The sequence below is a fragment of the Endozoicomonas atrinae genome, assembly GCF_001647025.1.
Taxonomy (GTDB): domain Bacteria; phylum Pseudomonadota; class Gammaproteobacteria; order Pseudomonadales; family Endozoicomonadaceae; genus Endozoicomonas; species Endozoicomonas atrinae.
The window spans coordinates 1-6,315 of sequence record NZ_LUKQ02000286.1 but is presented as its reverse complement, the minus strand read 5'-3'; the positions used below and the strand labels follow the sequence as shown (position 1 = coordinate 6,315).

Here is a 6,315-nt window from a genome sequence, read left to right as displayed (position 1 = left end):
AGTCCTTGTCGGCAGCCATCTTCTGGTACACGGCCAGATTGTTTCTCACCGCTTTGGCCTGCTGCTTCTGCTCGATACGGGCCTGCGCCAGCCGGTCATTGACGGCTGATTGCATACTGGAGATATTACGTTTGCCCTTGATCACCTCCTGGAACTCGCCGGGGGTGATGACGGAAGCGATCCAGCCGGGCGTCAGCTCGACATTCAGGGCCTGACGTTCCTTTTCCAGTGTGGTGACGGCTTGCAGGACGATGCTGTCCTTGATGTGCCTGTCCTGATCCTTAATTTGATCGGCCAGCAGCTTGTATTTGTTTTTTACGTCCTTCGTCAGGCGATCAATGGCCGCAAAGAGCCGGAATATGTCCGGTACTTGTGCCAGTGCTGCCTCCTTCCCATCCTTCAGCTTCTGTTCCGTGGTCTTCAGGAATTTCACAGCGGCTTTGGCATTAACAAAGTCCTGATCCGTGACCAGTGCGGATTTTATGGAATTAAGGCAGTGGTGTACCTGTTCTTCCAACAGGTGCAGATTGGAGCTGGACACGCATCCGTTGATCTGCACCGCCAGAGCCGTGGTGTTCTGAATGACCTCGCCCACCAGTGGCTGTGCCGGTGCTGGCTGGGGCTGGTAGTTGTCGAGGTCTTCCTTGAACTGGTGCCAACCGGCGATCAAGGCCTGACGACGATCATCACGGGTCTGGTAATAGACCCAGCGCAGTTTGTCACGGGTGCCATCAGAGCAGACAAAGATGACGCGAACATTATCCTGTCCAGTCACCAGGAGCTGATGTTCCAGTTGCCAGTAATAGGCAGGTTCTAAGCAATCTCCCTCGATCTGTGCCGCAACTTTCTTGTTCCATAGCTTGTGCTCGAAGATCAGGGTGCGATCCAGATCAAGGCCGTCAAAACTGGCCAGCAGAGGCAGGCCGTCAACATCACGGGTGCCAGTGACCGGGAACAGTTGTTTCATTTCCTGTTCTTCAATGAGTGGACGGGCCAGTGCTTCAGCGGCGTGTCCATCATCAAAACGCTGTTGCTGCTGTGGGGTTACTTCCTCGGTGCTGCCCGTGGCTTTTTCATGGAGAAGCCGGTCACGGGTTTTGAAGGGGCTATCCCCCATCATGGCCACCGCTTCACTGGCGGTGAAGTGTTCCCGGCGCAGGGTCAGCCACTCAGGGCTGCCCTGTCGAACGTTGATCAGTTGCATTGGATTATCCTTTGTATTGGATGGACTGGAGGCATTGGACTTGTTCAGGGGTTGCGGGGGCCTTGCTGTTGATACTGGTCAGAATCTCGTCCACGGAGTTGCGACCGGATTCTATTCGGGTGGTCCAGTCTGGCAGGTTGCGCTGAAAATCATCCTCCGGGTAAGTGGATGCCTTCTGTTGTGGTATGTCCGGTGAATAGCCGTCCATGTCTTCGTCGGTGCAGGCCACGCCGAGGATACCCACCAGTGCGATCCGCTTCAGGTAGGTGATGGTAGAGGATACCTGTTGGATGCCGTTTTTATTGCCGCTGGTATCAATAGGGCCTGTCACTACGTTGTTGATGCTGTGGCCTGATACGTGGCTGACGGTGCAGGTTACCGATATGGAGGGGCCTTCCTGCTGTTGTTCAAACCAGTAGCTGAGCCCGAATTTATGCAGTACAGGTTTTACTGCTTCCACCACATCATCCAGTGAGGCGTAGCTGTAGGACATCGTGCTACCGTTACGGGTCGGGAAGTTGGCCTGTTTGCTGCGCCTAACCTTGGGCATTTCGCTCTGGAAGGCAGCAAAAGCATGGTGGAACTGTTGCTTGGCCAGTATGTGCTGGCCCTGTTCGTACAGTTTTATTACCCGTTCCAGGGTTTCGATGTTGGCGTTCTGTTCCATTGCCCGGTTGAGAAGCAGGCCGATTTCGCTGACCGACTGGGTGTCTGGCGCGGTCATGGGCATGGCTCTCTGGGGCATCATCGGTTGCTGTTCTTTCTTTTTAGTTGGCATTACGCAAGCTCCTGTCACGTAAAACCTGAGAGCGCCGACTAAGAGCCCTATCGCAGATATCAGCGGTTAAGGTGGTCACTATATTGCTGGCAATTTTTTCGTTCAGCTCATACCAGTCATCTACAGGGATAAAGAGAACATCCTCTATTTTCTGGCGCTTGAACCATGACCCCATGGTTTCTCTGATGACGGTGTGAATTTGTTCGCTGGTCATGGATACGGAAATGCTATTAGCGATTTCATCCACCAGATTGAGGAACACAGTCAGGTCGTACATCACCCTTAACTCTTTTAGCCAGTCGCTAACACTGTGAAGCACGGATGCGTGTAATTGGTTGGTGTTATCCATGGCAATAACCTCTTTCTATTGCGTAGTTACGGATATCCCGACCGGTCAGACGGGCTTCTTCGTTGTGGTCGCAGGCATAAGCCAGGTGGTGTACAGCCAGCAACCTGAAACCCTGTTGAGGGTTAAATTCTTCAGTGATGAGGAAGTTGAGGAAGCGGTAAAGGTTGATGGTGCCGATGCCGTTTACGGTGCAGGCCGACTGGCTGTCGAGTTGATCTTTCAGGTTGGTTTCGATAGCTTCCAGCTCGGACTCAATAAACCGGGCCAGTGCCTCTTTGTGGTCAGCGGCATTCTGAATGCCATAGGGGTCTAGACGTACTGCGTCCATTGAGTTGCCTTTATGTTTAATTAAATTGTTATCTTTGTTTACATAAAAGATAGCAAAGCTAATATAGCTAACATTATCGTATTTAGTAATTAAAAATTATATTGTGATTGTTAAAAACTATTGATGCTGGTGTGCAAGGCTTAGGGGCGGGAATGAAGCTGAAGAAATGGCTGGAAAGGCTGCCGGAGGACTTACAATTGGTAGTCGCTGAAAAAAGCAGAGACAGTTTGTTAACACTGGTTAACGACCTCCCCATGGGAAAGGGATGGTCAAGATTTACCCGTACGGTCGTTGCTATAACCAATGGATTTCAAGTTGCTACGTGGTGGTAAATGAGCGAAGCCATGGGACATAGAAATACTATGTGACAATGGTGAGCGAATGCAGCCAACAACGTAGCAACTTGAAAGGCGACGGGTAAATACACCGGAAGTGACCAGACAGGCCGAGCAGGTGACCAATCTGGCCGCCATAGGGCAGTCCAGACTTACTGGCTGGTTAACTTGGGGAGCTGGTGCTGGCGGTGTTTCCAATTACGAAAAGCTGGTCAAAGAAAAAAAATCGGTGAAGCCGGATTTTGATAATGTTGCCAAGCTCTACTGCGATGCCCTGAATGGGCTGATGCGGGAGGATGACAAGCAGATTGTCGATGGCCGCTGCATGAAGGTATATGGGCAGCAGCCGGGTGTATTGGGGCTGGACTAAAGGGTGGTGAAGATGGACACCGCTTTGCCGCGATAGATTTTTTCCAGTGGCCCTTCGTAATCAATGGCCAGCATATTCTGGTAAAACGGGTTGATAACCAGCAGGCGGTGGTACTGCCCTTCGGCAGGACGCCAGACCCGTAACCGCAGCTCGCCTTCGTACTCGATCAGGATAATGTCACCGGGTTGAGGAGCAACGGTGGTGTCGATGCGAACGGTACTGCCCACTGGAATATTTCGGTGTTCGCCATCATGGGGATTGAGCATGGCATCACTGGTCATGCGGAGCAGATACCCCTGACTGTCCTTTTTCAGGATGGTGATACCGGTGTTTTCGGATGTGGTTTGTTCCCTGGCTTCCAGGTCCGCCATTGCCTGAATGAACTTGCCAACATCAACTCCGGGAATTTTTTCAGGTGCTTCCTCGCCGGTTTCCAGCCAGTGTGCCGTGACCCCTAGAATGTCGGCAATGATGTAGCGATGCATTGGCTTAGGGGAACGCTTCCCACTCATCCAGTTACTGAACGATGCCCTGGAACAGGGCACCCGCCTTGCGATGTCGGCATCGGAAAGTTTGAGTTCAGACGCCCGTTGTCTTACCCGTTCTGCCCAGGTTGTCACGTTCTTATCCTTACTTGTCTGATAACCGGTTTTATCCATTGTTTACTGATTGTAAACCAGCCAAGAAAAGAAAAAAGCAGCAGGTACGATGGCAGACAGGCTCTGGCCATTTGGTTGTTTCGCATAGTTCGTTATCAAAATATTCAAGGTGTTAGCAAGTTGAGTTGTTTGTTTACAAAGTTAGCTTTTGAATTTACCGTGAATGGGTAAATCAAAAAAAGCCTAAAGGAATAAACAGTGACCATCCCATTGCAGCCCCACCATAACCTCCAGACCACCCGTGAAGCCTCCGGTGTCACCCTGAACGGAATGGAAGCCATGATCGGCATATCGGCGTCCAACTGCGCAAGGGGGAATAACGGCCAAGTGACCGGTGTGACATGTTCCACGGAGACGGGCCGTCTGCCGGAAAAAGAGTATAGCGAAAAGGTTCCGCCCCGTGCAGTGGCGACCCTGATAAGGGATGGGGTTGAGTTCACCATCGAACAGGACGAGTGCCACCTGATCGGCATCGCATTGCAGGCCAAAGGAGGTGGCGCGTGATAGACCCGGTAGCTGAAGGAGTAAATCCGAACCCGTTGGCATGGAATGAGATTTCATGGCCGGTTAAGGACAACCCACCACTGAAGACCAATATTGAGTTTGTTGAGTATCTCAAAGACCAGTTCCCACTGATCGCAGATCACATTGAAGACCACATGATCAATGCGTTCCATTACATGATTGACCGCTGGGATCAGCCGGGCTCACGGGGCAATGTGTTCAACTTTATCGAAAAGTGGATGTCCCGTAACCAGGAGCAGGTCCGCAAGATTGACCGTTTCTTTCCGGGGGCGAATCAATGAAAGACTTTGGCAAGGTGTCCTCCCGGTTCTGGATCAGTGACGATGTTGAGCTGTTGTCAGACGAAGCCAAGCTGATGGCTTTATACCTGCTGACCTGCAGGCACTCGAACATGGTGGGCATTTATCGCCTGCCCCTGAACTACATTGCCGCCGACCTTGACTGGGACGTGGCGAAGGTTTCCCGAACCCTCTCCGAACTGACGGCGAATAACTTCCTAACGTATGCCGAACGGCAAAAGTACGTCTGTATCCATAAGTTTATGGAGCACAATCCGGCAGACAATATTGCCCAGATGGATGCCCGGTTAAGGGTGCTGCGCAGTCTTCCTGCTGCCGTGGTTTCTGTCCTGCCTGCCGTAGTGGATGTGATGCAGGTGACGTGCGTTAAAGCCAGCAGTATCAAGCCCTCGAAGGACACTGGTGGATTAATTGAAGACGTTCGGAGGTTGTTCGGGAGTTGTTCGGAAGAAGTTCGTCCAGAGAATAAGAGAAATAGAGAACTAGAGAATAGGTTAAAAGAATACGTGCAGTCTGACGACCGCACGACCCCCAGGACGGGGGAAGTGCCATCAAGTGTCGGGAGCACGACTGGTACACCTGAATCGCCCACGGCAGTCCCTGAGAATAAACCGGAAAAAATCGCAGTGCCCTATGCCGGGGAATTTGAGCAGTGGTGGCAGACCTTTCCCAAGCGGGAGGGCAAGAAGGGCTACAAGCAGAAAACCTTCAGCAAGTACCAGAAGCTGATCCGGCAGAAACTGTTTACCCCGGAGCAACTGCTGGCCAACCTGCAAGCCTACGCCCGGTACTGTGACGAAATCGGTCAGACCGGCACCCAGTACGTGATGACCACGGAACCCTACCTGAACAACCCAGACAACCTTAAGAATCCATGGACGGTGAATTATGCGGCAAGGCAAAGAGCTGGCAGCCAGCGCAGTGCGCTCGATCAAGTCATCGAAGCCAACCGGGAATACCTCCAGCCTGAACCGGAGTTCGCAGAAACCACAGGGTACGACCTCCAGGACGGGGGAAGTGCCACCAAGCGCCAGGAGCGCGACGGGTATAACCCCGAAGCTGATCGCGGAGCTGTTTTCGACCATGACGGGCCTGTACGGCGCGAAGTGGACGAAGGAGCACGGCCTGGCGGATCGCACGGGGGCATGGCTGAACACCCTGAAGGATTTAGACCCGAAACTGCTGGCTCTGGGCATCAAACGGTGTCAGCAGGAGAAGGACTGGCCACCGTCAGCCCCGGAGTTTCTGAGGCTGTGCCAGCCGAAACCTGAGGAGATCGGACTGCCCCCGATGGCGAAGGCGTGGCTGGAGGCCAACGACGGCGCAGGTTCGCCCAGTCACCACCCCTGGAGCCATCGGGCGGTGTATCTGGCGGGGAGGGAGACGGGCTGGCATGAACTGCGTTCTGCCCTGACCGCTCAGGAGCAGCGGGACGCGAAGGTGCGGTTTGCCAATGCCTATCAGGCGC

10 protein-coding genes are annotated in these 6,315 nt (G+C 53.0%); 5 read left to right on the top strand and 5 right to left on the bottom strand.

Going from position 1 to position 6,315, the window contains the following annotated elements:
- The 4 genes from AK963_RS24315 to AK963_RS24300 all read right to left on the bottom strand — a co-directional run.
- The coding region (locus AK963_RS24315; protein ID WP_066017982.1) for a lambda-exonuclease family protein at positions 1-1,204 on the bottom strand (1,204 nt) is incomplete at its 3' end.
- A 4-nt stretch (positions 1,205-1,208) separates the two neighbouring features.
- A complete protein-coding gene (locus tag AK963_RS24310) occupies positions 1,209-1,982 on the bottom strand; it encodes an ERF family protein (protein WP_066017981.1) in 774 nt (257 codons plus the stop codon).
- Positions 1,972-2,331, bottom strand: coding sequence for a hypothetical protein (locus AK963_RS24305; protein WP_066017980.1), 360 nt, complete (start codon positions 2,329-2,331; stop codon positions 1,972-1,974). The genes AK963_RS24310 and AK963_RS24305 overlap by 11 nt, the downstream gene beginning before the upstream one ends.
- A complete protein-coding gene (locus AK963_RS24300; RefSeq protein WP_066017979.1) occupies positions 2,324-2,659 on the bottom strand; it encodes a hypothetical protein in 336 nt (111 codons plus the stop codon). Before AK963_RS24300 ends, AK963_RS24305 begins: the two co-directional genes overlap by 8 nt.
- A gap of 152 nt (positions 2,660-2,811) precedes the next feature.
- Between AK963_RS24300 and AK963_RS24295 the strand changes: the two genes are divergently transcribed.
- Positions 2,812-2,991, top strand: a complete 180-nt coding sequence (locus tag AK963_RS24295; RefSeq protein WP_066017978.1) for a hypothetical protein — start codon at positions 2,812-2,814, stop codon at positions 2,989-2,991.
- A 100-nt stretch (positions 2,992-3,091) separates the two neighbouring features.
- Positions 3,092-3,364 (top strand): RusA family crossover junction endodeoxyribonuclease, encoded by a 273-nt coding sequence (locus tag AK963_RS24290; RefSeq protein ID WP_066017977.1) that lies wholly within the window; start codon positions 3,092-3,094, stop codon positions 3,362-3,364.
- Here AK963_RS24290 and AK963_RS24285 read toward each other — a convergent pair.
- Complete coding sequence (locus AK963_RS24285) at positions 3,361-3,984, bottom strand: S24 family peptidase (RefSeq protein ID WP_139117628.1); 624 nt, start codon at positions 3,982-3,984, stop codon at positions 3,361-3,363. The genes AK963_RS24290 and AK963_RS24285 overlap by 4 nt on opposite strands.
- Before the next feature lie 237 nt (positions 3,985-4,221).
- Here AK963_RS24285 and AK963_RS24280 point away from each other — a divergent pair, with 237 nt between their 5' ends.
- Genes AK963_RS24280 through AK963_RS24270 form a run of 3 tightly spaced genes read left to right on the top strand, consistent with a single transcriptional unit; the run spans position 4,222 to position 6,118 of the window.
- On the top strand, positions 4,222-4,527 hold the full coding sequence (locus AK963_RS24280) for a hypothetical protein (RefSeq protein ID WP_066017975.1): 306 nt from the start codon (positions 4,222-4,224) through the stop codon (positions 4,525-4,527).
- Positions 4,524-4,829 carry a hypothetical protein gene (locus AK963_RS24275; RefSeq protein WP_066017974.1) on the top strand — a complete coding sequence of 102 codons (306 nt, stop codon included), beginning with the start codon at positions 4,524-4,526 and terminating at the stop codon, positions 4,827-4,829. Before AK963_RS24280 ends, AK963_RS24275 begins: the two co-directional genes overlap by 4 nt.
- The gene (locus tag AK963_RS24270) at positions 4,826-6,118 is read left to right on the top strand and encodes a hypothetical protein (RefSeq protein ID WP_066017973.1); all 1,293 of its coding nucleotides are present in this window, start codon (positions 4,826-4,828) and stop codon (positions 6,116-6,118) included. The genes AK963_RS24275 and AK963_RS24270 overlap by 4 nt, the downstream gene beginning before the upstream one ends.
- Positions 6,119-6,315 lie beyond the last annotated feature (197 nt).